General features: G+C 45.9%; 26 protein-coding genes. 11 read left to right on the forward strand and 15 right to left on the reverse strand.

All coding sequences use genetic code 11. The annotated features are described in order from the left end of the window. The first annotated feature begins 9 nt into the window (after positions 1-9). From yihA to FOT42_RS06335, 5 genes are all read left to right on the forward strand, one after another. The gene (yihA, locus tag FOT42_RS06315) at positions 10-621 is read left to right on the forward strand and encodes a ribosome biogenesis GTP-binding protein YihA/YsxC (RefSeq protein WP_151889739.1); all 612 of its coding nucleotides are present in this window, start codon (positions 10-12) and stop codon (positions 619-621) included. A gap of 62 nt (positions 622-683) precedes the next feature. Next, complete coding sequence (locus FOT42_RS06320; protein WP_151889740.1) at positions 684-1550, forward strand: AraC family transcriptional regulator; 867 nt, start codon at positions 684-686, stop codon at positions 1548-1550. A gap of 90 nt (positions 1551-1640) precedes the next feature. Continuing rightward, complete coding sequence (locus FOT42_RS06325; protein WP_151889741.1) at positions 1641-2369, forward strand: pirin family protein; 729 nt, start codon at positions 1641-1643, stop codon at positions 2367-2369. A gap of 142 nt (positions 2370-2511) precedes the next feature. Next, the gene (locus FOT42_RS06330) at positions 2512-3171 is read left to right on the forward strand and encodes an SH3 domain-containing protein (RefSeq protein ID WP_151889742.1); all 660 of its coding nucleotides are present in this window, start codon (positions 2512-2514) and stop codon (positions 3169-3171) included. A 239-nt stretch (positions 3172-3410) separates the two neighbouring features. Beyond that, complete coding sequence (locus tag FOT42_RS06335) at positions 3411-3971, forward strand: hypothetical protein (protein WP_151889743.1); 561 nt, start codon at positions 3411-3413, stop codon at positions 3969-3971. 15 nt (positions 3972-3986) lie between these two features. Here FOT42_RS06335 and gldC read toward each other — a convergent pair whose 3' ends face one another. Next, positions 3987-4322: a gliding motility protein GldC gene (gldC, locus tag FOT42_RS06340; RefSeq protein ID WP_151889744.1), complete on the reverse strand. Its 336-nt coding sequence runs from the start codon at positions 4320-4322 to the stop codon at positions 3987-3989. Continuing rightward, entirely contained in the window at positions 4323-5312 is a 990-nt protein-coding gene (gene gldB / locus FOT42_RS06345; protein ID WP_192938339.1) for a gliding motility lipoprotein GldB, read from the reverse strand. Positions 5313-5378: 66 nt separating this feature from the next. Between gldB and nadE the strand changes: the two genes are divergently transcribed. Both nadE and FOT42_RS06355 read left to right on the forward strand, forming a co-directional pair. Next, on the forward strand, positions 5379-6167 hold the full coding sequence (gene nadE, locus FOT42_RS06350) for an NAD(+) synthase (RefSeq protein WP_151889746.1): 789 nt from the start codon (positions 5379-5381) through the stop codon (positions 6165-6167). Positions 6168-6329: 162 nt separating this feature from the next. Then, complete coding sequence (locus FOT42_RS06355) at positions 6330-6959, forward strand: response regulator (protein WP_151889747.1); 630 nt, start codon at positions 6330-6332, stop codon at positions 6957-6959. Between the two features lie 68 nt (positions 6960-7027). On the opposite strand, the gene dnaG is transcribed toward FOT42_RS06355, so the two are convergent. Then, positions 7028-9001, reverse strand: coding sequence for a DNA primase (gene dnaG, locus FOT42_RS06360; RefSeq protein WP_151889748.1), 1974 nt, complete (start codon positions 8999-9001; stop codon positions 7028-7030). Between the two features lie 220 nt (positions 9002-9221). Here dnaG and FOT42_RS06365 point away from each other — a divergent pair, with 220 nt between their 5' ends. Together FOT42_RS06365 and FOT42_RS06370 are read left to right on the forward strand one after the other, a co-directional pair. Continuing rightward, complete coding sequence (locus FOT42_RS06365) at positions 9222-10982, forward strand: Xaa-Pro dipeptidyl-peptidase (protein ID WP_417937931.1); 1761 nt, start codon at positions 9222-9224, stop codon at positions 10980-10982. A gap of 42 nt (positions 10983-11024) precedes the next feature. Further along, entirely contained in the window at positions 11025-11333 is a 309-nt protein-coding gene (locus FOT42_RS06370) for a phosphoribosylpyrophosphate synthetase (protein ID WP_151889750.1), read from the forward strand. 2 nt (positions 11334-11335) lie between these two features. Here FOT42_RS06370 and FOT42_RS06375 read toward each other — a convergent pair whose 3' ends face one another. After that, positions 11336-12004 carry a 2OG-Fe(II) oxygenase gene (locus tag FOT42_RS06375; protein WP_226789816.1) on the reverse strand — a complete coding sequence of 223 codons (669 nt, stop codon included), beginning with the start codon at positions 12002-12004 and terminating at the stop codon, positions 11336-11338. Between the two features lie 51 nt (positions 12005-12055). Here FOT42_RS06375 and FOT42_RS06380 point away from each other — a divergent pair, with 51 nt between their 5' ends. Further along, positions 12056-12436, forward strand: coding sequence for a 7(1) septoil knot domain-containing protein (locus FOT42_RS06380; RefSeq protein ID WP_226789817.1), 381 nt, complete (start codon positions 12056-12058; stop codon positions 12434-12436). Positions 12437-12471: 35 nt separating this feature from the next. Further along, positions 12472-12714 (forward strand): zinc-ribbon domain-containing protein, encoded by a 243-nt coding sequence (locus FOT42_RS06385; protein ID WP_151889751.1) that lies wholly within the window; start codon positions 12472-12474, stop codon positions 12712-12714. Positions 12715-12770: 56 nt separating this feature from the next. Here FOT42_RS06385 and FOT42_RS06390 read toward each other — a convergent pair whose 3' ends face one another. From FOT42_RS06390 to FOT42_RS06440, 11 genes are all read right to left on the reverse strand, one after another. Further along, positions 12771-13841 carry a hypothetical protein gene (locus tag FOT42_RS06390; RefSeq protein ID WP_151889752.1) on the reverse strand — a complete coding sequence of 357 codons (1071 nt, stop codon included), beginning with the start codon at positions 13839-13841 and terminating at the stop codon, positions 12771-12773. A gap of 86 nt (positions 13842-13927) precedes the next feature. Further along, positions 13928-14662 carry a hypothetical protein gene (locus FOT42_RS06395; RefSeq protein ID WP_151889753.1) on the reverse strand — a complete coding sequence of 245 codons (735 nt, stop codon included), beginning with the start codon at positions 14660-14662 and terminating at the stop codon, positions 13928-13930. A 10-nt stretch (positions 14663-14672) separates the two neighbouring features. Continuing rightward, positions 14673-15242 (reverse strand): RNA polymerase sigma factor, encoded by a 570-nt coding sequence (locus tag FOT42_RS06400; RefSeq protein ID WP_151889754.1) that lies wholly within the window; start codon positions 15240-15242, stop codon positions 14673-14675. Between the two features lie 111 nt (positions 15243-15353). Beyond that, positions 15354-16328 carry a polyprenyl synthetase family protein gene (locus FOT42_RS06405; RefSeq protein WP_151889755.1) on the reverse strand — a complete coding sequence of 325 codons (975 nt, stop codon included), beginning with the start codon at positions 16326-16328 and terminating at the stop codon, positions 15354-15356. Positions 16329-16547: 219 nt separating this feature from the next. Continuing rightward, positions 16548-17588, reverse strand: coding sequence for a dual-specificity RNA methyltransferase RlmN (gene rlmN, locus FOT42_RS06410; protein ID WP_151889756.1), 1041 nt, complete (start codon positions 17586-17588; stop codon positions 16548-16550). 77 nt (positions 17589-17665) lie between these two features. Then, positions 17666-18715 (reverse strand): tRNA preQ1(34) S-adenosylmethionine ribosyltransferase-isomerase QueA, encoded by a 1050-nt coding sequence (gene queA, locus FOT42_RS06415; RefSeq protein WP_072878487.1) that lies wholly within the window; start codon positions 18713-18715, stop codon positions 17666-17668. Positions 18716-18802: 87 nt separating this feature from the next. Beyond that, positions 18803-20032 (reverse strand): 3-phosphoshikimate 1-carboxyvinyltransferase, encoded by a 1230-nt coding sequence (locus tag FOT42_RS06420; RefSeq protein WP_151889757.1) that lies wholly within the window; start codon positions 20030-20032, stop codon positions 18803-18805. Positions 20033-20101: 69 nt separating this feature from the next. After that, the gene (locus tag FOT42_RS06425) at positions 20102-20428 is read right to left on the reverse strand and encodes a nucleotide pyrophosphohydrolase (RefSeq protein WP_108424307.1); all 327 of its coding nucleotides are present in this window, start codon (positions 20426-20428) and stop codon (positions 20102-20104) included. A 44-nt stretch (positions 20429-20472) separates the two neighbouring features. Then, positions 20473-22446 (reverse strand): transglutaminase family protein, encoded by a 1974-nt coding sequence (locus tag FOT42_RS06430; RefSeq protein ID WP_151889758.1) that lies wholly within the window; start codon positions 22444-22446, stop codon positions 20473-20475. Between the two features lie 6 nt (positions 22447-22452). Beyond that, positions 22453-24405, reverse strand: coding sequence for a DUF3857 domain-containing protein (locus FOT42_RS06435; RefSeq protein WP_226789818.1), 1953 nt, complete (start codon positions 24403-24405; stop codon positions 22453-22455). Beyond that, the gene (locus FOT42_RS06440) at positions 24389-26299 is read right to left on the reverse strand and encodes a DUF3857 domain-containing protein (protein WP_151889759.1); all 1911 of its coding nucleotides are present in this window, start codon (positions 26297-26299) and stop codon (positions 24389-24391) included. The genes FOT42_RS06435 and FOT42_RS06440 overlap by 17 nt, the downstream gene beginning before the upstream one ends. Positions 26300-26363: the final 64 nt, after the last annotated feature.

Below are 26363 nucleotides of genomic sequence, written 5' to 3' on the forward strand. Positions count from 1 at the left end.
CCGATACGCATGAAGATTTCTTCCGCCGAATTCATAATGAGCAATTCCAATGTGACCAAATGCCCCAATGAGCCTTTGCCGGAGTATGCCTTCATTGGACGGTCCAACGTGGGAAAATCGTCCCTCATCAATATGCTCGTGGACAGAAAGGGATTGGCCAAGACTTCTGGCAGACCGGGCAAAACACAACTCATCAACCATTTCAAGATCAACAACAATTGGTTTTTGGTGGATTTGCCAGGATATGGTTATGCAAGGGTGTCCAAAAAGGACAAGAACACCTTTCAGAAATACATCACCGAATATTTTCAAAAACGGAAGCAATTGGTCTGTGGCTTTGTCCTTGTGGACATCCGGCACGACCCGCAACCCATTGACCTTGAGTTCATGGAGTGGCTGGGAACCAATCAGATCCCGTTTGCCATCATCTTCACCAAAGCGGACAAACTAAAACCCGGAACCATTGAAAGGCAAGCGGAGGCCTATCTACAGAAATTAAGGGAAGGTGCATGGGAGGAGGCTCCCCCACATTTCACCACTTCATCCAGCAACCGGATGGGCAAGGATGAACTTTTGGAGTTCATAGATGGCATCAACCAACAATTTTTCTCGAATAAATGATCCCGGCATAAATCCAAAGGATTTATTTTTTTAATGCGTATTTTCCATACAATTTAGGGACCATGGATGTAGTGAAGACTTACCATAATGTGAACAAGGCCGATGGTTCGCTCAGTTTTGGCATTTCCAGGATGGAGGATATCCATAAAAAAAGGAAAGGTCTGGCCGATGAGCCCCACCGACATGACTATTACACCATTCTTGTGGTCAAAAAAGGAAAGGGTGTCCATTTGGTCGATTTCAAGACGCATCCCATTGCCGAAAACCAGGTTTTTTTCATCAGTCCCGGTCAGGTACACCAACTCAAGGAAGAAACGAGCTCCTTTGGCTATTCCATTGTTTTCTCTGCACAGTTCCTCGCCATGAACCATATTATGGTGGATTTCATAGACGACATCAACCTGTTCAATGATTTTGGCAACACCCCGCCCTTGATGGTCAGCGAACCGGAAATGGACCGCATCCTATCCTACGCCTCGGAAATGGAATTTTATTACCGGTCCCAAGACACTTATAAGTTTGAGGCCATCGGCGCTTTGCTCAAACTGCTGTTGATCGCTTGTCACAACCTGTGTTCGTTGACCCAACTGGATTCCCAGACCATGGAGGTCGGTGCCGTTCTGGTACGCAACTTCAAACAACTGGTGAACGAAAAGTTCAAGACTTGGCACCATACCTCCGCCTATGCCGATGCGCTGCACATCACCCCCGACCATCTGAACCGTGTGGTGAAATCCCTCACCGGAAAGACATCCAAGGAGCACATCCAGAGCAGGATCACCATTGCCGCCAAACGATTGCTGTATTTTTCGGCCCTCTCCCAAAAAGAGATCGCTTTTGAACTCGGCTTTTCGGAACCAGCGAACTTCAGTGCTTTTTTCAAGTCCTGCACGGGTGTTTCCCCGAGCAAGTTCAAAGAATTGGCCTGATATCGGATTTTCATAAGTCCCTCCCGTGTTTTCATATCTCCAAAACCCCTTGCTTGCCCGACCTTTGTAGGGAACAAAAAAACAAGACATATGAAGACCGTATTGCACAAAGCTGACACGAGAGGGCATGCCGACCATGGCTGGCTCAACAGTCATCATACATTCAGTTTCGCAGCCTATCAAAACCCAGAACGGATGCATTTTGGGGTACTCCGCGTACTAAATGATGACCAAGTGGCCCCGGGCAAGGGGTTTGGCTCCCATCCCCATGACAACATGGAGATCATTTCCATTCCTTTGGAAGGGGACTTGGAACACAAGGACAGTATGGGCAATGTGACCACCATAAAGGAAGGGGACGTACAGGTGATGAGTGCCGGTACTGGCATCTTCCACAGTGAATACAATAAGAACGATGACAAGGAGGTGAAGTTCCTACAGATCTGGGTGTTCCCCAACAAACGAAATGTGGAACCCCGTTATGATCAGATTTCCATAAGGGACATTGAGAAAAAGAATGCTTTTTACCAAGTACTCTCCCCAAACCCTGATGATGAAGGTGTGTGGGTGCACCAAGATGCCTGGTTCCATTTGGGCAAGTTTGAAACTGGCGCTACGGATACCTATACGATCAAGAAAGAAGGAAATGGGGTCTATGTCTTTGTACTGGAAGGAACTGTGGAGATTCATGGACAGCAACTTGAAAAACGTGATGGTCTTGGACTTTGGGAAACGGATTCTTTCGAGCTGAAATCCCGTACGGACAGTAGGGTGTTGCTCATGGAAGTGCCAATGGGCCTTGGCAGCATTGGACGTTGATTTTTTTTGAGATGATTCATAGACACAATAGCCCCGATCGGGGCTATTGTGTCTATTTTTTTGATGCCTACAGACTTTGTTGGCCATCAATTTCAAAATCATCACGATTTATGTGTATTTTAGAATTCCCAAATCTTTCAGTATGATGCGAAACATTTTTTTTCCTTTGTTTTGTTTGTTATCGGTACATCTTATGGCCCAAGACGAACTTTATCCCCCAGCAATAGAGATTTCCGATCCTACATTATCCAAGTTTTTGACCGAACTCACCCTGGCCGTTGGCAAGAAGGACAAAGATTTTATCCTGAGTCATATGGACCCCAACGTTTTGAGCAGTTTCGGGGGCAATGGAGGGATAGATGAATTTAAGGAGTATTGGGATTTTGAAAAAGAGCACACAACATTCTGGGACGAACTTGAAAATATTCTTTTGATCGGTGGGGCCAAATATGAGGATGGCTCTGGAAGTTATAGCATTCCCTATACATTCAGCGATTGGCCCAATGAGTTTGATGCCTTTGAACATTATCTAATCTTGGGCACCCATGTGAACGTTAGAAGCGCACCCAGTGCAGAGAACTCCAAAGTATTGGGCCAACTCAGCTACCGAATTGTCAAATTGAATCAAAGTCCACAAGATAATTCGGAGAGTGAAAGTCAATGGTTCAACATCAGCACAATAGATGGTAAGTTGACCGGTTACGTACATGGAAAGTATCTTGTCTCTCCAGTGGGGTATAGGATGGTATTGACCAAATCCACAAAAGGTTGGGTCATATCCAGTTTTGTGGCAGGTGATTAAACTGTCCATTCCCATAGAAGCTCCCATCGGGCTTTTTTATTGGTGAAACCTTCATCCGTCAATTGAAAACGGGCATTGGTCAATTCAACGGTCTGGCTTTGTCCCCATTTCCTTTTCTTTGGATATCAGAATCATTAGCGATGAGCCGGTCTGCCCGAAATGTATTTTACCACTTTACCATATTCGTTTCCATAGTGGCAACTACCCATTGCTCATCCACCCATCCCAAAATGAGCAACATGGATACAACTGGCAAAGAAATCAGCCACCATGGAAAGCAAGGCATTGTACAAATGGCCAAGTCTCTCATCCTGGAGAACAGCAACGAAAAAGTACCGGATAGTTATGATGCCCGAGTGTTCGCCAATGACAGTTCAGTGATTGTCCTATTTGACCTGCCCATCCATTTTGCGGCCAAGAACACTGCCTTTTATTATGGTTCCACCGTTGATGTGATATCCAAAACCTTTAGCTATAGCCCCATCGTAAACACAAAGACCCAAATGGATGCTTACGAGCACCTACCTTTTTACAAACCATCCAAAGAGGACATGAAAACCATTGAATTTGTACTGGGCGGGACCACATCGTTCAAAAAACATAGGGAAACCTTGAGCGCTAGGAATGAAAGCATCACCGTCATCGAAACCGACACCTTATATAGAGTCCAGGTCATATCTCAATCCCAAAGCAGTCAATACAATGTGGATAAACGCACAGGAATCCCTTCGGAACATCGACACCGACATATCAAAACCGAATCGCTTTCGGAACAGGGTTATTTGGAGATCATAAAATGACCACTTGTTCCGGAACTACTTTTTCAGCTCCAGTTTTTCAGCAAAATAATCACAAAAGTCCTTCATGGTCGCTGTCATTTTATCGTCTTGCGTGGCCTTCATGAAGGTATCGGCCATGGTCACCAAGGTCTGATGGAAGAAAATCTTCATCTCGTCCACCGGCATATCCTTGGTCCAAAGGTCTATTTTGAGGGATTCCTTGTTCTTGCTGTCCCAAACGGACAACATCATGGCCTTTGCATCTTCCTCTTGCACACCACCATCTTGGGCGGACCATTTCAATTCTTCAGGGACCCGGTTCTCATCAAGTCCCACTGTCAATTTTATTTCTGAAGTATGTACTACCGCCATTTACTTTCTTGGTTTATAGTTTGATTCTTTCAGGATCTCATCCGCCGGCATATCCAAAAGCTGTCGGAGGCCCACCTCATTTTTTTCCATGAAGGCCCTAACGATCTGCCAACCCATATATCTGCCCAGCCTTCCTGGGGATTCATTGTCCAGTTCCAGTCCAAATTTGGAAAAGGGTGCAGGGTCCAAAAACTTTCGGTCAAGTTGGGAGTCCGTACTGTAGAGCAGGTCCCGTTCCACAAAATACTTCCACATCTGTTCCTCGTTTGCGATGGCCCAGTCCATTTCTTCCTGGGTATAGCCTATTTTTTGGGCATCGGTATTATGGGGAAGCAACCTATCCTTTATGTACAGTTCCTTGCCATAATGCACCATCCTCGAAAGAAAAGTCCGGTTTCTGGGATAGGTAAGCACGCTTTTGGAAAAAGCACTGGCCACATCGGAAACCAAAAATTGCTTGTCCAGACCGGCCGATATGTATCGCTGTATGCCTTCATAAAAACGGTGGTCCGGCCCCAAATAATTATCCAGACCTATCAATAAAAGATCATCCGTCAATATAATACGGTCCTCGTACCTCACATCAGAAATGAGCGTGACCACTTTAGGCACTTCAAACTCCGGGAAATAATATTTAATGTGCTGAAAAAGGGATTCCAATGACTCGGCTTCCTCCCCAAAACTCCCAAAGGCCTTGTCCACCTCCTCAGATAGTTCAATCTGAAGGGTATCGGACAATTTTGCCTCCCAAATGCTATCGGGAAATTGTTCAGGAAAGAGGTATGGATATTTTTCCTTCAAAAGGGGAATGCCCTCCGGGGTTGTATTGGCAAACTCGCGATCAAATCTAGAAATGTGAAGTTCAACGGGAACCTTGGCAATCTCCTGTTCTGCCTTATCCGTTTTTTTACAAGAGAAAAGTGAAAGAAAAATCCATAAAACCAAACACAAAGGTGCCAGTTTCGCAAAGTATTTGAACAACCTCTTCATTTTTATGGGCGCAGGGTTTAAATTTACAGGGAACAAAGGTAATTTATTGAAAACAAAAAGTAAGATATGCAAACAGAAAAGGTAATAGCCCATATTGTGGATTGGCTGAAAGCGTATGCCACCAATGCCAAATGCAAAGGTTTTGTAATCGGGGTTTCAGGAGGAATCGATTCTGCTGTTACTTCAACGCTTTGCGCCAAGACCGGGCTGGACCTCTTGTGTTTGGAGATGCCGATACACCAAGGCCAGAGCCAGGTCACCCGTGCCGACCGCCATATCGATTGGTTGATGGAAAATTTCCCGAACGTGTCCCGACAGCCTGTGGACCTCACTCCTGTGTTCGACAGTCTTGTGGCGGCTTTTCCCAAAGTGCAGAATGAAGAGGAACGCTTGATGTCACTCGCCAATACCAGGGCCCGATTGCGGATGACCACGCTCTACTATTTTGCAGCCCTGAATGGGTATCTTGTAGCTGGAACAGGGAACAAAGTAGAGGATTTTGGCGTCGGTTTCTATACCAAATATGGGGATGGAGGGGTGGACCTTAGCCCCATAGCGGACTTGGTGAAGACCGAAGTGTATGAAGTCGGAAGGGTACTGGGTGTCAACCAAGACATTATGGAAGCCGCGCCCACCGATGGCCTTTGGGGAGACAGTAGAACGGATGAAGACCAGATAGGTGCATCCTACCCTGAATTGGAGTGGGCGATGAAAATGGATGGGGCAGGAAAAACGATGGACGATTTCTCTGACAGGGAAAAGGAAGTATTCGCAATCTATAAAAGGTACAATACTGCAAACAAGCATAAGATGGTTCCTATCCCTATCTGTGAGGTTCCGGCGCACTTGAAATGACCTTTTGACGCAGAAATCCCAGTTTAAGACGAAAAAAACCATAGAAAAACTATGGTTTTAAGAAAAAAAATACAATTTTACGCCATCAAATTATTATCTTGCCCGCTATACCGTGCAGGTAATCAGTCACTAACTAACAAAAAAAACTAAACTCAAAACCGAATGATAAAGGTATTGATCGCTGACAACCATCCTGTAGTAAGGCTTGGTATTAAACAGGTGCTTGAATCTAGCTCAGATATTGAAATCATTGCAGACGTCTCCACTACATCAGAGCTTTTTGAAACATTGAAAAAAATGACCCCGGACGTGGTCATTTTGGAAATGGATATCCCAGAAATCAACGGGATTGCCACTCTAAGAAAGATGAAATTGGAATTCCCTGACATCAAAACCCTGATGTACAGTGGTCAATCAGAAGATGTGTATGCCCTGAGCACCATCCGTGCCGGAGCTTACGGCTATCTATCCAAAACTGCTGACCTGGATTACATCATTTCTGCGGTGAGAAAAGTGAGCGACGGCAACATGTTCATCACCAATGAGCTGGCCCAACGATTGGCCTTTGACGAAGGCACCCAAAAACCACGAAGGTTCTTCAGAAAACTGTCTTCAAGGGAAGTGGAGGTACTGAAACTTCTGGCCAGTGGAAAAAGGAACAAGGAAGTCGCCGAAGGACTCAATTTGAACGAAAAAACAGTGAGCACCTACAAGGCCCGTTTGATGAAAAAATTGAATGTGGACAACTTGGTGGATCTGTTGCAACAGGCAAAGGCCCTGGAACTCTATTGAAAATACCCAACCAAACCAACTAAAGTAAGTCCCGGACAGTTTTCACTTTCCGGGATTTTTTTATCCCATCACGAAAGGACCCGGTTCAGTTTTGCATTCAACAACTTGTTCAATTGCAGGTAGTTGACTATTTCTTCCAAAATTTCAGTGTGGTCCCCGTTGCTCTCCTGCGTCTTTTCCTGTAGTTTCTGGATACGGTTCTTGATCAAATTGCACCTTAGGGTAAGAATGGTTTCCCCCACCAACTGGGCCACGCCCAATTTCTTCTCTTTCGGATAGATTTCCCGGCGTTCCCAATCGTGCAATACATACTGCTCTTCCTCCATTAAAATGGACGACACCTCTGGCACCACATCCTGGTCCAGTTCGGCCAAAAAAGTGTTCAACGAGAATTCCTCGTTCTCGTTCAGGTTCTCTATCAATTTGTAATAGATGTTCTTGAACTGTCCGTTGGTGAGTTCAATCTCATCCTCCTGAAGGTCCAAAAAAACCTTTTCATATACCTTTGCCTCAACAATTTCAGGTTCCAGAACCAATTCCCCAGACTCATTTTCCTTGAGCACCAAGTCTTCAAACTCCTGTTTTTGGTTTCCGTACAGCAACAGCACTTCAATGATCTTGCGCTCCAGCTCATACTGTACATCCACCTTTTCGACCACAGTGTCATTTTTGACCACCTCAAAGGCTTTCTGCTCCTGTTTGATCTTCTTGGAGGCATCGACCATTCCTTTTTTATCGATTTGGGCCAAAGTGTTGTAAAGTACTTCCTCCGAAATCTGCATGATCTTGGCGCATTCCTGCACGTAGATCTCTTTTTGGATACGGTCAGGTATCTTACTGATACTGTTCACGATATCCCTTACCGTATCTGCCCTTTTGATGGGGTCGTTGGCTGCCTCCTTAGCCAGCAAAGATGTTTTGAACTGGATAAAATCCTTCGCATTTCCCTCCAAATAGAGCACTAGGTCCTCGTACGTATTGTTCTTGGCAAAACTATCGGGGTCCTCACCTTCGGGAAAGGTGCACACCTTAACGTTCATTCCCTGCTCCAAGATCAGGTCGATACCACGGAGCGAGGCACGCAATCCGGCCGCATCCCCATCAAAAAGCACCGTGATGTTCTTCGTGAGCCTGTTGATCAACCGTATCTGTTCCGGGGTCAGGGCCGTACCACTGGAAGAGACCACGTTCTCCACGCCCTTCTGGTACATTTGGATGACATCGGTGTAGCCTTCCACCAAATAACAATTATCCTCCTTCGCAATGGCCTGCTTGGCAAAATAGATGCCATAGAGCACCTTGCTTTTATGGTAGATATCGCTTTCGGGCGAATTGAGGTACTTGGCGGCTTTTTTATCATTGACCAGAATCCTTCCGCCAAAACCCAACACCCTTCCACTCATGGAATGGATGGGAAACATGACCCTTCCCTTGAAACGATCGAACCGTTTTACCTCTCCACTTGTTTGTTCCTTGACAATGGTAAGCCCTGTCTTTTCCAAAAACTCCAATTGGTAGCCTTGGTCCAAAACAGTTTGGGTATAGGCCTCCCACTCGTCCAAGCTATATCCGAGCCCAAATTTTTTGATGGTCTCATCAGTAAATCCACGCTCTTTGAAATAGCTTAGGCCAATGGCCTTTCCCGGTCCCGACTCCCAGAGGGTCTGTGCAAAATATTTTTGTGCATGTTCGGAGACCAGATACATGCTTTCCCGTTCGTTGGCCTGCTCCTTTTCCTCGCTGGTCTGCTCCGTCTCCTCTATCTCGATGTTGTACTTTTTGGCCAAGTATTTGATCGCTTCGGGATAGGTAAAATGCTCGTGCTCCATCAAAAAGGCCACCACATTGCCTCCTTTTCCACTACTGAAATCCTTCCAGATCTGCTTGACAGGGGATACCATAAAACTCGGGGTGCGCTCGTCCGTAAAAGGACTGAGCCCCTTGAAATTGGACCCCGATTTCTTCAACTGCACAAAATCCCCGATCACCTCCTCCAATCGGGCGGTCTCATATACTTGGTCTATGGTGGTTTTTGAAATCAAGGACGATGCTTTGAAATAGCTGTTAAAGGTAAATAAAAACAAAGATTTGGTGAATCTGGTACCAACATTCCCCTTCAAGATTTCTTATCTTAGAAGTCCAATACTCATTATCCGCTTGGGATATTAAAAATATAGGGGACATATGACACATCAAAGATTACAAAAGTTAGCCATTTTGGCAATTTGTTCATTAGGAATAGTTTTCAATACGTATTCCCAAATGGCCGAGAAAGCAGCACCGATCTATGAAAATGGGGAGGCCCAGGTAGTGGAAGCTTTTTCCGACCCAAGCAAATGGATACGCCACGATCTATGGGTGGAAACGGAGTTTGATTCCGATGGGGACGGAAAATTGGATCGGATGCATGTGGATGTGACCCGCCCGGAGCAGACCGAGACCGAAGGCCTAAAACTTCCCGTCGTTTATGAGTCCAGCCCCTACTATGCCGGCACGGCAGGATTGGCCGATGGAATGCTGTGGGACGTGAAACATGAACTTGGTGAAGCTGGACAACCCCGAAACCACCCTGAAGTGACCCGGATAGGGGAACGCCCCATCATCTCCAATTCCCAAATACATACATGGGTGCCCCGCGGATATGTGGTGGTACATTCCTCTTCGCCCGGCACAGGGCTTTCGGATGGATCGCCTACTGTAGGGGGCGACAATGAGTCCCTTGCCCCAAAGGCAGTTATCGACTGGTTGTGCGGTAGGGCAAAAGGTTATACCGAACGTGATGGCAATACAGAAGTGAAAGCCTATTGGTCCACGGGCAAGGTGGGCATGACGGGGACTTCGTATAATGGCACCCTGCCCTTGGCCGCTGCCACCACGGGCGTGGAGGGATTGGAAGCCATCATCCCCATTGCCCCGAACACTTCGTACTACCATTACTATCGTTCCAATGGACTGGTTCGTTCTCCCGGAGGGTATTTGGGTGAGGACATTGATGTACTCTATGATTTCATCCACAGTGGTGACGAATCCAAAAGGGCTAGGAACAACAAGGTGATCCGCGACACGGAGATGAAGAACGGGCAGGACCGTATCACTGGGGATTATAACGATTTCTGGGCCGGACGGGACTACCTCAACGACATGGGACCCATGAAGGCCGCGCTGTTGATGTCGCATGGGTTCAACGACTGGAACGTAATGCCCGAACACAGCTACCGTATTTATGATAAGGCCCGTGAGAAAGGATTACCGGTTCAGATCTATTACCATCAAAATGGACACGGTGGCCCACCTCCCATTTCAATGATGAACCGCTGGTTCACCAAATACTTGCACGGCGTTGACAATGGAGTGGAAAACGACCCAAAGGCCTGGATTGTTCGGGAAGATGACAAAATGGAAAGCCCGACATCCTATGAGGACTATCCCAATCCGAAAGCATCGGATGTCACCTTATTTTTGACCAAAGGGGCACCGGAAAAAGGACAGCTCTCCACTTCCAAACCGCAAAAACAGGGAACGGAAACTTTGGTGGACAACTATTCCTTTTCGGGATCCAGTTTGGCGCAGGCCGAGATGACCAACCATAGGTTGATCTATGTAACCCCTCCCCTTTCTGAGGATGTACACATTTCGGGCATCCCAAAAATCAAGATCAAATTGGCGAGCAGCAAGCCTGCCGCCAATCTTTCAGTATGGTTGGTGTCCTTACCTTGGAGCGAAGGCCGCAACACCAAGATCACGGACAACATCATTACCCGGGGATGGGCAGACCCCCAAAACCACAAATCCCTTACCGAAAGTGAGCCTTTGGTACCGAACAAGTTCTATGAAATGGAGTTTGGACTGATGCCAGATGACCAGATTATCCCAAAGGGACGGCAAATTGGCCTGATGATATTTTCCAGTGACAAGGAATTTACCCTGTGGCCCGAACCGGGCACGGAACTGACCGTGGACTTGGACGGAACACAGCTCGTTCTCCCTGTGGTGGGAGGAAAAATTCCGATTACAAGTCCTTAAAACCGGAACAATGATTAAGAATTAACAAAACACTTGAAAACAATGGACAAACACAATTTTGACACGCTTTCCGAAGCCATAAACACCTTGACCCAAGAAGGGTACGAAGAAGATTTTGAAGCAGGGGACAACTGCATCAAAGCACTATATTCCAAAAAGGAGTATCAGCCCGACGCACTGAAAATTGTCAACAGCTACCGATTTGAAGGGATGACCAACCCCGAGGACCAAGCCACCGTGTTCACCATAGAGGCCACTGATGGCACCAAGGGCACCATGGTAATGTCCTACAGTGCGGAACACAACCAAAATGAAGAGCTTATCAAAAAAATTCCTTTTACAAAGGATTGATTTTATCCAAAAAACTGGCCCAAGGCAGAAGGTTGATAGAGCAACCAACCCGTCAAGCTGAACCGACTTTTGTGTGCTTTGAGCACTGCATGGGGCACTTCGGCACTTTTGAACATCACACATCTCGCCGCCAAAGGGTCCACCAAAAAACTGGAACCGTCCTTTTCAAAGATTTCCAGTTCCCCGCCATCCCCTCTTTGCCAACCCTGATTAAGGTAAATCACGACGGAGATCATCCGGTTGTTCCTGCGCTCAAATTGATCCAAATGTTTATCGTAATGCCCGCCCGAAGGGTAATGTGCCAAATGGAACTCGTATCCCGAAAGACTGAGGTAGCAATATCGGTTGAACATCTGTATGGTCTCATCCACCAATCCCCAGTACGTCTTTAGGTGACTGTCCCTTTCCCTATCCAACCAATAGGTGAAATCGCCCCTGATCTTGCTGTTGATCTGCTTTTCGGTGTCGGCACCTATCCCCGCCTCATTGAACTTGGGCAGCATGTCCAGAAAAAAAGACCTGATCTCGGCATAGAGTTCATCCCGAAGAAAATGGTCAATGATCACGTAATCTTTACTGGAGAGGTCATCCATCCAAGACAACCAATCTTCCAAACTGTGGTAGGTTTCCAATGGTTCAAAATGTGTGCGAATGTAGAGAATATTCAACAATGAACCACTGTTTTTCTTATTTTGGACATGCTCAACCTACATCGATATATCATGGCATCAATTTTGTCCCAATCATTTCATTATGAAAAACATACTCCCCATTCTTATCCTTACCCTCCTTCCCCTGCCCTTTCGGCGCAACGTGTTTTTGAAGTGGATGCCGACTATAAGGCCGATTACTTGGTCTTTGAGGTGGATAGCGAATACAAAGCAGACCTTCTTGTCCACAAAGTGGACCGGGAATACAAAGCGAAATACAATAAGGGCCTATGGTTTTTTACGGACAGGGATTACAAGGCAGATTTTGAGATTTTCTTTGTGGATCGAGAATACAAAGCGGACCTTACAGTGTTCTTCGTGGACCGGGATCATAAAGCGGGCTGGAGAAACGATGCCAAAAGACTGGCACTCGAATTCCCAGTTTTGGAATGATCCCAAGCTGTATCTTTGCACCCAAATCGAAACGTATGATCCTTTTCTTCGGAAGCAGACCTGGAAAAAAAGAGACCAAAACCTTAAAAAATGTCAGCTGTCAGCATTGTCACCAACGCGACACACTGACCGCAGTTTCCCAACCCAATCATGCCCATCTGTTCTGGATACCGGTTTTTACCCTCAACACGATCCGCTATGCGGAATGCTCCCACTGCAAGCGCGTTTACTACAAGGAAGAGTTTACACCTGAAATGGAACGGGCCCTATCGTCCTAACAAAAAAAAGCACAGCCCGGATACCCGAACTGTGCCCACATTCAAAATTGTTTCGGTCATATATCGAACCGAAGGCCCAAGGAAATATTGTTCTGTTTGATGTCCGCATCCGTAAAAATGGGGTTCAGATCGTACTTGACGTATAGCAACACCCCATCAAACCCCATATAACCACTCACTCCATAGATCAGGTCGCTGGTATTGTAGTCCCGTTTGAGCTTGTCCTTGACATCTTCCCCATCCCTGCTGTACTTCAGTTTTTGACGGCTCCCCAAATTGAAACCTCCATATCCTCCCAAACCTATCCTGAACTGATCTCGGATGGAATATCGGATGGTGCGTTCCGTTTTCCGCAATCGCGAAGGCCCAAATTCAAAATGTACAGGGAAGACCAAGTTGTCCATTCGCAGTTTGGATTTGTCCAAGTCGTATTCGAACTCTTCCAAAACGGTCTGGTCACCATTTTTGACAAAAATCTGGTTGTCCTTTGGTTTCAGACCGTTGAACTGGAACGAAAACCCATAGTTGAACCGCAGCCAGTTTGAATTTTCAAAAACCCGGGTACGCCACTGCCAACCCATTTCAAAAAATCGGCTTCCACCAATTTTGTACGGGGAATCGTCCAACGACTGCCCCTCTATCAGGGCGTTGTTTAGACCAATGGCCATGACAAAGTCAGAATAGGTCCGTCTGTCATATTTGATGTCCTTTTTCCACCGGTTTGAATTGAACCAGACCGCAGGTTTTCCATCGATCATGATGCCGATATGCGTCCGGTCGTTGTCCAAGGTATCCAGTTCGGACAGGGTAAGCACTTGGCCTTCGTTACGCTCCAAAAGGGAGATTTTATTATCCACAATGGCCACTCTGTTTTCAATATTGAGGGCCCTGCGCTTGGCCACTTCTTCCTTTAAGATTTTTGCTTCTGCTTCGGAAATGTCGCCCCGCTCCAAACGTCTATTGATGTCCTTGACCTCCACTTTCAAGGCTTCTTTTTCCTGTTCCACGATACGCTCCCTTTCGATCTTTAGAGCCTTGATTTCCTTTTCATAGTCTTCCTGCCCCAAGATTTGATGGGAAACCAGCAGAAATACCAGTGTCGCTAAATAAAATGTAATTGTTCTCATGATTGTTTCTGGATTATAGCCTTCCTTGTCCCTGCCCAAATTGCTTGGGCAGGAAGAGAAAGGTATTTTGATTGATGAATAAAATTTTAATTGTTTCGGTCGGCCACGGCGGTGCGCAGTTTGAAATATCCTTCCTTGAGTGCATCGAATATCTGGTCCCTGAACGACTCGTCCAGTTCGTCCTCCACTTCGGCGAGCAAGCTCATGGCGTCCACAGATCCATTCTTAGGGAACAACCTGTCGGCCATGATCTGTTTCTGGGCCTGCCGGAGCAAAGAGTCCACCTCGGCATCCGAGACGCCTTTGTTCAAGCCTTCCATATGCTGCACTTGGGCCACTACCTCCTCCACTTTCTGCGTGATCAATGCATCCGGCTCTTTGATGAACTTGTCCTGTTCCACTTGTTTTGTTTCCTCTTGCGCCAAAACCGGTTGCGAAATGGGAAGCTCGTCGGCAAAACCCTTTGGGTTTTCCTCGGTCATCGGTTCCAGGTCGCTGTTGGCCACCTTGGTTTCCTCTTGTACCGGAAATGTTTTGGTAAGCTCCTGTTGAGGGGATTGGGTTTTGCTTTCCATATCGATCGTGTCCACTTTTTCTTCCGCGACTTGGATTTCCGGGATGGTTCCCCCTTTGTCCACAAACAATAGGGACAGTAGCAAAATGCCCACAAAGCTGGCCGCAACGGCATAGAGTTGCCATTTGCTACTTTTCTTCTTGGGTTCTGAATCCAATTGCGACGCAATTTTATCCCAAGCCCCGGATGAAGGAGCTATGGTTCGCTCCTCCAGTTTTTCCTTGATATGCTTTTCCAATTTGTCCATATCCTATCTTTTATTTGCCCAATTTTGTTTTGGGCGACATTCCTTTTAAAGTCAAGTTTTCCTGAAGCATCTTTCTTGCCTTGAACAGCTGCGATTTGGAGGTCCCTTCCGAGATCTCCAGCATTTCGGCTATCTCTTGGTGGCCATACCCCTCTATGGCATGGAGCAGAAAGACCGTCTTGTAGCCTTCCGGAAGCGAATCGATGAGCTGCTGCACATATTCCACATCCAACAATCCACCACCGCTCACCGTTTCTTTGGGTTGGGCATCAAAAACTTCATCGTCATAGACCACAAACTGTTTTTTCCGCAGATGGGAAATGCTCTCCCTCACCATAATGGTCCTTATCCAACCCTCAAAACTTCCCTTGTGCGCAAATGTGTCCAGGTTTTTGAACACTTTCATGAAACCATTGATCATCACGTCCTCCGCAAAATGTACATCTTTGATGTATTGTCTACAGACCCCCAACATTTTTGGTGCATACTTCCCATACAGTACCTTTTGGGCCTGCTGGTCGCCCTTCACGGCCTTTTTTATCAATTGGCCCTCATTGTAATATAGCGATATGATCTTCAAAAGTTTGGTTTCAACAAGTGGTTCTATTTAGATAGACGGATAATTGGTAATAGGAGTTGCCTGAAAAAATAAATTTTTTCATTCAAAATTGAAAATCAGTTATTTACAATTTTATTTTTTTCGGTCAACCACATAGTTGACCATCAACGTGAGGGCACTTTTGTATTCGGAATCGGGGTAATTGTCCAAGATAGCGAGGGCCTCATCCTTAAATTCCAACATTTTGGCCACGGCATATTCCAACCCGCCCATTTCCTTGACATAGGCGATGACCTCCTTTACCCTTTTCTTGTTCTTGTTGTGGTTTTTGATGGAATTGATCAGCCATTTCTTTTTTTCCTTATCGCTCTGGTTCAAAGCATAGATCAAGGGAAGGGTCATCTTTTGCTCTTTGATGTCGATGCCCGTAGGTTTCCCGATCTGTTCGGCACCATAATCAAAAAGGTCATCCTTTATCTGGAAGGCCATACCGCAGAGTTCCCCGAACTTTCTAAAGATCTCCACCTCTTCGGAATCGGGGCGGACAGAACAGGCACCCATACTGCAACAGGCCGCAATGAGGGTCGCTGTTTTTTGACGGATGATGTCATAATAAACTTCTTCGGTGATGTCGAGAAGACGTGCCTTTTCAATCTGCAACAATTCCCCTTCGCTCATATCCCGAACGGCATTGGAAATGATATGGAGCAAATCGTAGTCCTTGCTTTCCAAAGAGACCAAAAGGCCTTTCGAAAAAAGGAAATCGCCCACCAAAACGGCAATTTTGTTCTTCCAAAGGGCATTGATGGAGAAAAATCCCCTTCGTTTATTGCTATCGTCCACCACATCGTCATGGACCAGGCTGGCCGTGTGGATCAATTCGATGATGGAGGCCCCGGTATAGGTCCTTTCGTTCACCTCGCCGTTCAGCAATTTTGCGGTAAGAAAGACGAACATGGGCCGCATCTGCTTCCCTTTTCTGTTGACAATATAGTAAGTGATCCTATTGAACAATGCCACCTTGGACGACATGGATTTGAGGAATTTTTCCTCAAAAAGTTCCATTTCATCCTCTATGGGTTCCCTGATCTGAGATACTATTTTCAACAACGGTTTGGTGCGTTTGATTTTGAAGCCTTAAAAGTAGGGAAAATGAAAGAGTTGGTATAAAGATGCGCAAAGATTTAAGGTCGATGGGCAAAAGTATCGATGATTTGAGGGAGTTTAGGGTTTAGGGAAGGAACAAATTATTCTGGTTACTTGGTTATTGGGTTATTGGGATTTGGAGTTTGCGGGTTTACTGCTCCCGACTCCCGACTTCTAAAACTAACTTTTATTGGCCAACTGCCCACATGCGGCATCGATATCCTTTCCTCTGGACCTGCGAACGGTAACCGTAATGCCATTGCTCTCCAAAATGCTTTGGTACATTTCGACCGCATCAGCATTTGCTTGTTGAAACTCACCATCGTCTATGGGGTTGTACTCGATCAAATTGACCTTGGATGGGGCAAACTTGCAAAACCTGACCAGTGCATCGGCTGCCTCTCTGGTGTCGTTTATGCCTCTCCAAACCACATATTCGTAGGTAATCCTATTTTTGGTCTTACTGTACCAATATTCCAATGCTTCACGAAGATCTTTCAAAGGGAAGGTGGCATTGAAGGGCATGATGGAGGTCCGCACCTCATCGATGGCGGAATGCAGGGATACCGCCAAACGGAACTTGACTTCCTCATCGGCCATTTTCTTGATCATCTTGGGCACCCCGGAAGTGGATACGGTGATCCGCCTTGGCGACATGCCCAATCCTTCGGGCGAAGTTATCATTTCAATGGCCTTGAGCACGTTGTTGTAGTTCATCAGGGGTTCGCCCATGCCCATGAACACAATATTGCTCAGGGGACGGTCAAAATAGAGCCTGCTCTCGTTGTCTATGGCCACCACCTGATCATAGATCTCATCGGGGTTCAGGTTACGCATCCGTTTCATGCGGGCTGTAGCACAAAACCTACAGTCCAAACTGCACCCGACCTGACTGGAAACGCATGCAGTGGTACGCGTCTCGGTCGGAATCAAAACAGATTCCACCACAAGTCCATCGTGCAAGCGCACCGCATTTTTGATGGTGCCATCGGAGCTGCGCTGCATTTGGTCCACCCGTATGTGGTTGATCACGAAGTTATCTTCCAACATTTGGCGGGTCTCCTTGGAAACATTGGTCATGGCATCAAAGGTATGGGCCGATTTCTGCCAAAGCCATTCATAGACTTGGTTGCCCCGAAAGGCCTTGTCCCCATGCTCCACAAAGAACTGCCGAAGCTGTTCCTTGGTCAATGCCCGTATGTCCTTCTTTTTGGTTTCCACAGGATAAAGATAATCAAGAAAAAATCCCGCTGGTCGTGGAACCGAACGGGATTCTATGGTTTGTTCGTTTTATTCAGTTATAGGATCAACATCGCATCTCCGTAGGAGTAGAAGCGATATCCTTCCAAAATGGCCTGTTTGTAGGCTTTTTTGATAAGGTCATGACCTGCAAATGCGGATACCATCATCAACAGTGTTGATTTTGGCAAATGGAAATTGGTGACCATACAATTGGCAATGCTGAAATCGTATGGAGGGAAGATGAACTTGTTGGTCCATCCTTCATAAGTGTTCAGGGTATGTTCAGATGATACGGCACTTTCAAGCCCCCTCATCACCGTGGTACCCACGGCACAGACCCTTTTTTTCTTGACTTTGGCCCTGTTCACAATTTCTGTTGCCTTTTCATCGATGACCAGCTCCTCACTGTCCATTTTGTGTTTGGAAAGGTCCTCTACCTCTACCGGGTTAAAGGTTCCCAAGCCCACGTGCAGGGTCACTTCGGCAAAATCGATGCCCTTTATCTCCAAGCGCTTCAACAAATGTTTTGAAAAGTGCAATCCTGCAGTCGGTGCCGCTACTGCTCCTTCATGCTTTGCATAAATGGTCTGGTAACGCTCCTCATCTTCGGGCTCCACATTCCTTTTGATGTATTTGGGAAGCGGTGTTTCCCCCAATTCTCTTAGTTTTCTCCTAAAATCGGTATAGGAACCGTCATAAAGAAAACGAAGGGTCCTTCCTCTGGATGTGGTGTTGTCGATCACTTCGGCCACCAGACTCTCATCATCGCCAAAATAGAGCTTGTTCCCAATCCTTATCTTTCTGGCCGGGTCCACCAAAACGTCCCAAAGACGTTGTTCCTGGTTCAATTCCCGAAGCAAGAACACCTCGATACGGGCCCCTGTTTTTTCCTTGTTTCCAAACAGTCTTGCAGGGAATACCTTGGTATTGTTCAGGACCATCACATCTCCTTCATCAAAATATTCGATAAGGTCCTTGAACATTCTATGTTCGATTTTTCCAGAATCCCTATGAATCACCATCAGTTTGGATTCATCCCTGTTTTCAGCGGGGTATTCGGCCAATAGTTCCTTGGGCAATTCAAAATTGAAGTTGGATAATTTCATCTAGACTTTTTTTGGATTTTTTTAAAGAGGGGCAAATATACGACCTCGTGATAGCGGATGTCAAGTAATTTGATGATTAAATGTCGGTTACATTTCGGATACGCCAAATCCGAGGGTCTTGAGATCCTTCCAAAAATCAGGATAGGATTTGGAGACCACTCCCGCATCGTTGACGATCAAATCGGTCTTTAGGGCCAACGGGCCGAAAGCCATCGCCATCCGGTGGTCGTTGTAGGTGTCCACATCCACACCCGATTTGATGCTGCTGATGGGTTGCAGGGTAAGGCTCTCGCTATCGATTGCCACTTTTGCGCCAAATTTGGACATTTCGGTCTGTAGTGCGGCCAAACGATCGGTTTCCTTGATCGGAAGCGTGTGAAGTCCTGTGAGATGACAACCCATACCCAATCCCAAACAGGTCACTGCAATGGTCTGTGCAATGTCCGGAGCATTGGAAAGGTCATAAGAGACATTTTCCTGTCTGCTCTCCTCGGTTTTTTCCAAGGTAATCTGATTGTCCGAAAAAGTGGTGGTTATGCCAAAGTCCGTGTAGATCTTGCTCAGCACACTATCGCCTTGAAGGGAATTTTGTTTATAGGAAGACAACTTGATCTTGGTCCCCACCTCACATAGGGCGGCAATACTATAAAAGTAACTGGCAGAGCTCCAATCTGATTCCACCACCAACTTCGTGTCCATGACCTTTTCCTTGGGATCCACCTTGATTTTGTTTCCTTCAAAAATGAAATCGACCCCGATCTGTTCCAATAGGCCCAAAGTCATTTTGATATAGGGCACGGAAGTTATCTTGCCCACGAGCTCCAGTTCCAGTCCGTTCTCCAAACTTGGGGCAATCAGCAAAAGTGCCGAAATATATTGGCTGCTGATGTTGGCCGGAAGCGAAACTTGGGACTTGGTCAACTTTTTTCCCGAGATCTTCAATGGCGGATAGCCTTCTTGCTTGACGTATTGGATGTCAGCACCAAGGGATCGCAACGCCTCTACCAAGACCTGGATGGGCCGTTCCTGCATGCGTTGAGATCCTGTGAGCACCACTTCCTTGTTGGGCTGCGAGGCAAAATAGGCCGTCAGGAACCGCATGGCCGTACCGGCATGGTGGATGTCCACCTCGCCAGAAGAAATCTGGAGTCCCTTTTGCATGACCTCGCCATCATCCGAAATGGATAGGTTCTCTATGCTGATATTGGGAAAAAGTGCCCGTAGCAGCAAAGAGCGGTTGGTCTCACTTTTGGAGCCCGTGACCTGTATTGTTTTTTGGATGTTTTTAGTGGAGGGTGCGGAAAGCTGGAGTCTCAATGTTCTATGGTTTGATTCAAACTTCAAAACTAGAAAAAACAGCCCTAATGTTCCCTTTGGGACACAACTTTATTTGAGCTTTTTGTTATTTTGATGCCGGTCGTGGTCGCGTTTGGTCTTCAGGTCCAATTTTTTGTCGAAGGCCTTTTGAAGATCGATGCCTGTTTGGTTGGCCAAACACAGTACCACAAAGACCACATCGGCCAGTTCCTCGCCCAGGTCCTTGGCCTTATCCGATTCCTTTTCGCTCTGCTCGCCGTACCTGCGTGCAATGATCCGGGCCACCTCCCCCACTTCCTCAGTGAGCTGCGCCATGTTGGTGAGTTCGTTGAAGTAACGGACCCCATGGTTTTGGATCCATTCATCAACAGCTTTTTGTGCGTTTGCTATGTCCACCGTTTCAATTTTAAGATTTGACCACAAAGGTAAGGACAAGCAGCTTATTCCTTTTCCAAAACGAGGTAACTATTGTTCTGTGTGGTCACCGCATTTTCAAAAAACTCCTTAACATAGGCATATCCCGCACTTGTATATTGTGTCGAGCGGAGCTGTAGGCTGAACTGGACCATCACCTGGCCCTGGGATTCACTGCAATTGAACCGCATAACGCCACTGTTTTCAGGCAGGCCCAGATTGATGGGTTTAGGTAGCTCCTTGACCTTGTAGCCATTGGGGATCTTAATGTTCGCATAATACATGTAGGATCTTAAATATCCAAAGTCCACTGGATAATTGCGGGTCTCTGATGTAAATGGGTTGCTCTTAAAGAAATGGATGAGGAAGGTATTGAAGAAAAGGTTCTTGTTTTGGCCCAACCCTTCCATTTCGAAGGAAAAGTTTTCCACCAATTTCCTATCATCGGACTGCAGGGAATCCACTTCATAGGATTTGATAAAAATGTCCCCATTGGAGCTATCCTCTATCTTATCCAGATATTCATCTTCGGATAGCGAGGCCAAACGCTCTCTTTTAAAGAAAGCTTCGTACCCGGTTGTTATCTCTTGAAAGTTACCCGACACCAAACTGTTTTCAGGATCCAACGACATCTCTATCCTTACTGTCTTCATATTGGGTTCTACGGGGACAATGTCGTACCAATAGCTCTCCTCGTCCAAATCCATCACCCTTCCATGATAATTCAGGCAGCGATAGGGCAACATCCCGAAGGGCAATTGCTTTTCCGTTGCGTCCAATAAGTAGGTGGTCCCATCTATCTCCGTCTTTGCAATGAGGTAATTGAAATCCGACATGACGGGATGGGATCTTTTGGGAAGCCCATTATCGCGGGTGGAGAGTACCATCATATCAGTATCTATCCCGGCCGCATTGAGCAGGTTGATCAAGGTAATGTTAATTTCCGCAACGTTGCCTTTATGTTCATCAAACGCCTGTTTTACGCGGTTGTCCAAAAAAATACCATATTTCCCGTTCCAAACGTAATGGTCCTTTACAAACTGATAAATCCGTTTTGCGCGTTCCAGAGGATCTCCTGGACCACTGATCAGGTCAACCGGGATGTTCCGTTCAAAAAAGTTGACCTTTTTGAGCTGTCGCCCAATGTCATTATCGGTCTTGAACTCTTTGTCCACATCCTTCCATGATTTGGTATATCTTTCCTTGGTGCCATCAAACCGAAGAAGCTCCGATAACTCGAACTCCAAGCTGGAGCGATAATTGCTTGGCGACAACATATATTCCTCTCCCTCCTTAAATGCAGGGACATCTTTCATCACATATTTCAAAACTTCACAATCGGCACTTTCCGTGGCGCGAGGTATCGAAAAGCAGCTCTTTTTTATCGTCGCCTCATTGACGTCCAGGGCAATTTCCCCTATCAAGGCCCTATTGTACTTATAATTTCCAGGAATTTTGGCATTGTACTCGGTGTAGACCTTCGGAATTGCCTCTTGGAACTTCCAACCAGTGAGATTGAAGAAAAAAGGGGACTGTATCTCATAGGAATATTCAAGAATGGAGCCTTCCTGCACGTCTGGAAAGGTAAATTTCTTTACGGACCATCTTTCGCTCACGTCCGTGTCGTAAACATTTTCTTTCCTCAGGCTATGCTTTACCACTCCATTGTGGGTAAGTGCCCTTATGTCATTTACAATTTCCTTTGATTTGTCCGAACGGTAATAGGGTATGGTGATATCGGCTTCATCCAGTCCTTGCTTGTCCAAGATTTTCTTCTTGGCATGGTACTTTTTGATCAACCAAACATAATTGCCCCTGACCTCAAAATAATTTTCCCCCTTTTCGTACAGGTAAACTGCATGGGCCGTGGTATCCTTTGCATAGGTGGTAAACGCTTGTTCACTAGCCGAGAGCAGCCCAAACTCCACTTTTTTCTGCCCCATCAGTAGCGTTCCATGGAACAACACCGAAAGCACGAAGATTCTCCGAATAGACTTCATATGGGTTTAGATCTTGGCCAAGATTATTTTTTCGGATTCCTTTTCCACCACTTGTCGGTAAAACTCTTTTAGGTTTAGATAATAATGAGGCGGGAAAACTGGGGTATTCATTTCAATTTCGACCCTGACCGATATCTTGTCCTGCATTGAGGAGATATTGTAAGTGAACTTGCCCAGACTTTCCGGAAGTACCATGCTAATGGGTTCAGGAAGATGTTCCACCTTATAACCTTCGGGGATATTGATGGTGATCATATGCCTATCTTGCCAAGGAAAACCATAATCCACAGGAAACTCCCTTGTTTCAGCTTTGAACGGGTTCTCTTGGACGGCAAAGTGGAACAGGGGTGAAAAATAGATCTTACCCCCTATGGTCTCATAAGCATCTTCCTTATAAAATTCATAATCCTGCATAATGGGTTTCTCAAGGTCAAAGTTGTTTTTCAGCTCATACCCATTTATCTCTACATCACCATTCTCTTTCTCCAGATCCGAAAGAAAGCTTTCCTCGGTACCGCCATTGTATAGGTTCCTGAACAAAAAGGCATTGTTTTTGGTGAACTGCTGCCTGAACTTGGCCGTAATGGCACCATCATCGGTCAAATCCACATTCATCATGATAATGTCCGACGATTTTTCTTTGGGCATCAGGTCTATGATGTCGGAATTGCCGTCTTCCGAGATGATCCTGCCAAACCAATTCAGGGCCCTGGTGGGTAAAACATCGATTGCTGTGAAGCTGTTTGTGGCATCGAGCAGATGATATCCGTCCCCTATCTTGGCCGCTGCCACCACATAGTTGAACCCTTCCAGGGTAGGGAAAATCGGCACACCATGGTCCCGTGTACTTACCAAAACGGGATAGGCCTTTACATTGGCATGGTTGAGCATGGATATCAACATCAGATTGATATCGGCACTGCTGCCCACCCCATCCTTGAATGCTTTCCTTGTTCCTTCATTGGAGCCAACTCCCAAATACGAGTTCCATTTCACTTTTTGCTTTACAAATGACAAAACCTTGCCCATTCTTGCATACGGGTCTGAGGTGCCTGCCAAAACAGCATCCAATTCTTCTTCAAAATAATTCTTCCTTTTGAGCTCATCCCCGAAGGAACTACTGCGGTATATGGTCTTTACGACATCTTCCCAGGTTTTGGAATAGGATTCGTACATGGAACCAGGAACTTCCAAGGATACAATCTCAAATTTTATTCCTGCTCTATAGTTTGCGATGTTGGACACAAAGATCTCATCCTTTAGGGCGGGTATGTTTTCCAGGTCAAAGGTCAACTCCGTGACATTTGTCCCGATGGTATGGTCTGTAAACTCCCTGACCGAAGGCCTGAAGGAAAGAAATCCCTTGGTTCTTTGGTTGAACTTGAAATATTCCAAAATCCGCATTTCGGCTTCCAGTTTCTTAATGGGTATACCGTGCTGAAAAACAAATTCATCTATGCTCTGCACGAACGGAGAGGTTATCCTGTACTCAAATTCCACCACAGAACCCTCCTTCACATTGGGCATGGTGAACTTTACTTGGTTCAGGTTCTTGGACTGTTCTGTCTTGAATATATCTTTTTTGTCCAATTTGGTCTCCACAATTTCACCATCTTCCAGGGTATAGGTATATCCTTTAATGGAGGATACCCCTTCATCTGCACTACCAGATTCATAGAGGTTGATGATTTCGCTGGCGTAGTCAAACCCATCCTTGTCGTAAATCTTTATTCTATTATGGATTTCCGTGATAAGTCTCAAGCCTGTGGATTTATTGTAGGTATAATATGTGGTCCTTTTTTTCAAGAGGTATGCTGCCGATGCCGAAGAATCGCCAGGGTACACTTTTTCTTGAAGCTCTTCCATGGAAACTTTTCCAAACTTGAAATCCTGCGCATGGCCGCTCCCTAGCACCAACAGTGCTACTATCAGATGTATTGATTTAATCTTGAGGTTCATTTTTTAGAAGTATTTTTTGGTTGTCCATTTTAGCTACCGATCTTAAAAAAGACCTAAATTCATCGTAGGATTCCTTGGGGTACTCGCCCGCTTTTAAAAGCAGCGTTCTTTTATACACCAGTTCCCTATCATTTTTTTTCTCCACCCCGGCACCGTAACTCCCAAATTCGGTTTCCAGATTCACCTTCTCGGGCAATTCGCCAAACTGGAAGTTTTCAGGTATCTCGATCAAGGTCTCATCTTGATCATAAAAACCCCTCTGCACCGTAAAAGGCAACTTTCTGGTTCTGTACCTAGGAGGCACATAGGTGTTGTTGTTGAAGGCGTTCAAGATGAGCAGGTAATCATTTCCATTCTTGGAAACATAGTTCCTGGCACTTAAATTCACGGTTTCGGTGAAGGAAACTTCTTCCTTGTCGTTCTTAAAGGAATAATCCTTGACCTCCAAGCCGTTCACATTGTCCCAAAAGTCCTTATAATATTTGTTGATGTCGTCCTTCGAACTCCGTTCCAACACAAAACGGTTATCGTATTGTGTGCCTTTGGTTTCGATGGCCACTTGGGCATCAATGGAAAGGTTGTCCAATATTTTGTAATTCGCCTTTATGTACTGTGCATTGTCATTGTCCAAATAGGAAGCCGTCCTCACCAGTTCACCACCATCCGGGGTCACCACCAAAACCATCCTGTCGTCCGTAAAGTCGCCAATGAACCCAAAGGGATGGATCTGTGAGGTACAGTCCACCCAATAATATTGGTCTTTATAAGGAATGGCCAAAATGACATGGTTCCCTTGAAGCAAATCGGGAAAATCCGCTTCAAAATCAACCTTGGTCCGCCCCGACTCCACCACGGTATAGTAGGATTGGACCCCTACCGCCCCCAGCAATGCCTTGGTGTAATTGGTGAGCCCCTTGCAGTCCCCATACTTTACCTTGTCCACTTCAATGGCACTTATGGGCTGTAGTCCCCCGATTCCAATTTGCACACTTATATATCTGGTATTGTCCTGTACATATTTGTAGATCACCTTGGCCTTTTCCAGATCATCATCTATCCCTTTGACCAAATCCCTGGCCTTGGAGATGGTACTTTCCTCCAACTGGTCCCTTCCCGACAAAAGCTCGTTCTGGATCCATTCCCCCAAACCCTTCCAATCGGTCACTTCCGCATCAATCCCCTTGTAATGGAACTTGGTCAAACGGACGGACAATCTTGGTGAAAAGGTTTGAAAAGGTGGACTAAGGCCTTCCTCGGCAAAGGCCGGAATGCTTGAAGAGGTGTAGCTCACCATTGTAGGGGATTCCTCTTTTTGAAAGTCGATTTCCTGAAGATTTTCCTCCTTGATGATGGGTTTTAAATCAGGGGATGGATACGTAATGGTATAGCTGCTTTTCTGGACACTCACCCCATAGCCCGACACAAAGTACCACTGTGGTATCATCCCCGTATCGGAGGTCTCGATTTCATAGGTGAATTCAACTGTATGGGGATATTGTACAGGGACATAGTCATGGTACAACAACCTGTCGTCCAAGTAAAGGGAAAAACCATCAGCGGCGGCGATGTCCTTGAAATCACGCTTTTTTATCTGCTCGAGCTCATTCCCGAAGGCATCATAAATCGTAGCCTCTATCTTCTTTATTTTTTTATCATCATCGTAAAACACCCTGGCCGTGGCATGCTCATCACCCGATTTGTTCAACACCGTCACAATTTGTTTGACCTGATAGGTCATCTGGTTGATGGAATTGACCTGGATATCCAATTGGTCCAATCGGATGACCGCATCGGCGTTCTCCAGAAGCTCTTTGGGTATGGAACTTATACTATAGTCTTGGGAAAAGGAAAAACTGCACCACAAGAGTGCGGAAAGTATGGCAAGAAATCTCATTAAGCAATTCGGTTAGGTTTGGTTGGCTAAAGTGCTTGATTTCTTACAAAATATATAACTTTTT

Source organism: Flagellimonas hadalis, from assembly GCF_007785775.2.
Lineage (GTDB): Bacteria > Bacteroidota > Bacteroidia > Flavobacteriales > Flavobacteriaceae > Flagellimonas > Flagellimonas hadalis.

What these genes read in the sequence shown, in the direction of transcription:
- yihA (WP_151889739.1), top strand. Translation starts at nt 10, where the DNA reads ATGAAGATTTCTTCCGCCGAATTCATAATGAGCAATTCCAATGTGACC.
- FOT42_RS06320 (WP_151889740.1), top strand. Translation starts at nt 684, where the DNA reads ATGGATGTAGTGAAGACTTACCATAATGTGAACAAGGCCGATGGTTCG.
- FOT42_RS06325 (WP_151889741.1), top strand. Translation starts at nt 1,641, where the DNA reads ATGAAGACCGTATTGCACAAAGCTGACACGAGAGGGCATGCCGACCAT.
- FOT42_RS06330 (WP_151889742.1), top strand. Translation starts at nt 2,512, where the DNA reads ATGATGCGAAACATTTTTTTTCCTTTGTTTTGTTTGTTATCGGTACAT.
- FOT42_RS06335 (WP_151889743.1), top strand. Translation starts at nt 3,411, where the DNA reads ATGGATACAACTGGCAAAGAAATCAGCCACCATGGAAAGCAAGGCATT.
- gldC (WP_151889744.1), bottom strand. Translation starts at nt 4,322, where the DNA reads ATGGCGGTAGTACATACTTCAGAAATAAAATTGACAGTGGGACTTGAT.
- gldB (WP_192938339.1), bottom strand. Translation starts at nt 5,312, where the DNA reads ATGAAGAGGTTGTTCAAATACTTTGCGAAACTGGCACCTTTGTGTTTG.
- nadE (WP_151889746.1), top strand. Translation starts at nt 5,379, where the DNA reads ATGCAAACAGAAAAGGTAATAGCCCATATTGTGGATTGGCTGAAAGCG.
- FOT42_RS06355 (WP_151889747.1), top strand. Translation starts at nt 6,330, where the DNA reads ATGATAAAGGTATTGATCGCTGACAACCATCCTGTAGTAAGGCTTGGT.
- FOT42_RS06365 (WP_417937931.1), top strand. Translation starts at nt 9,222, where the DNA reads ATGGCCGAGAAAGCAGCACCGATCTATGAAAATGGGGAGGCCCAGGTA.
- FOT42_RS06370 (WP_151889750.1), top strand. Translation starts at nt 11,025, where the DNA reads ATGGACAAACACAATTTTGACACGCTTTCCGAAGCCATAAACACCTTG.
- FOT42_RS06380 (WP_226789817.1), top strand. Translation starts at nt 12,056, where the DNA reads ATGGCATCAATTTTGTCCCAATCATTTCATTATGAAAAACATACTCCC.
- FOT42_RS06385 (WP_151889751.1), top strand. Translation starts at nt 12,472, where the DNA reads ATGATCCTTTTCTTCGGAAGCAGACCTGGAAAAAAAGAGACCAAAACC.
- FOT42_RS06390 (WP_151889752.1), bottom strand. Translation starts at nt 13,841, where the DNA reads ATGAGAACAATTACATTTTATTTAGCGACACTGGTATTTCTGCTGGTT.
- FOT42_RS06395 (WP_151889753.1), bottom strand. Translation starts at nt 14,662, where the DNA reads ATGGACAAATTGGAAAAGCATATCAAGGAAAAACTGGAGGAGCGAACC.
- queA (WP_072878487.1), bottom strand. Translation starts at nt 18,715, where the DNA reads ATGAAATTATCCAACTTCAATTTTGAATTGCCCAAGGAACTATTGGCC.
- FOT42_RS06430 (WP_151889758.1), bottom strand. Translation starts at nt 22,446, where the DNA reads ATGAAGTCTATTCGGAGAATCTTCGTGCTTTCGGTGTTGTTCCATGGA.
- FOT42_RS06435 (WP_226789818.1), bottom strand. Translation starts at nt 24,405, where the DNA reads ATGAACCTCAAGATTAAATCAATACATCTGATAGTAGCACTGTTGGTG.
- FOT42_RS06440 (WP_151889759.1), bottom strand. Translation starts at nt 26,299, where the DNA reads ATGAGATTTCTTGCCATACTTTCCGCACTCTTGTGGTGCAGTTTTTCC.